This is a genomic window from Kitasatospora sp. SC0581 (assembly GCF_048159585.1).
GTDB lineage: Bacteria > Actinomycetota > Actinomycetes > Streptomycetales > Streptomycetaceae > Kitasatospora.
In genome coordinates this window covers 1-372 of sequence record NZ_JBLRWA010000219.1, presented here as the reverse complement: position 1 = coordinate 372, position 372 = coordinate 1, and the positions used below count along the sequence as shown (strand labels likewise).

Here is a 372-nt window from a genome sequence, read left to right as displayed (position 1 = left end):
TCCCTTTCCTCCTGGCACCGTCTTAAATGAGTGCCCCAAAATGGTTTCTCCTGCCTGTGGCCTTCTGTCAGCCGTCACGACAAGATCCATTGAGATGCTTCCGACCACTGTAATTTGCACCATTTTATCCGCCTGCCTTTCTTGTTGTTTCCCTGTCTTTAAATGCAATCGGGAGTTTGATCTTCTTTTTCAAATTTGTCTGTTGATGCATACAATCTAGCAAAAGTTTGGCAGCTTCCATTCCCATCTCATAAGCCGGCTGATGAATGGTAGAAAGCGCAGGGTTTACAAGCTGGCTGATGGGAATATCGTCAAAGCCGATGATTTGCAGTCCATCGGGAATTTTTTTCCCTCTTGCCAATGCCTCCCGCA

Annotated in this window: 1 protein-coding gene; it reads right to left on the bottom strand. The window is 46.5% G+C overall.

All coding sequences use genetic code 11. The annotated features are described in order from the left end of the window. Positions 1-124 precede the first annotated feature (124 nt). On the bottom strand, positions 125-372 hold a 248-nt coding region (locus ACLWS4_RS37860), incomplete at its 5' end, for a substrate-binding domain-containing protein (RefSeq protein WP_416876553.1).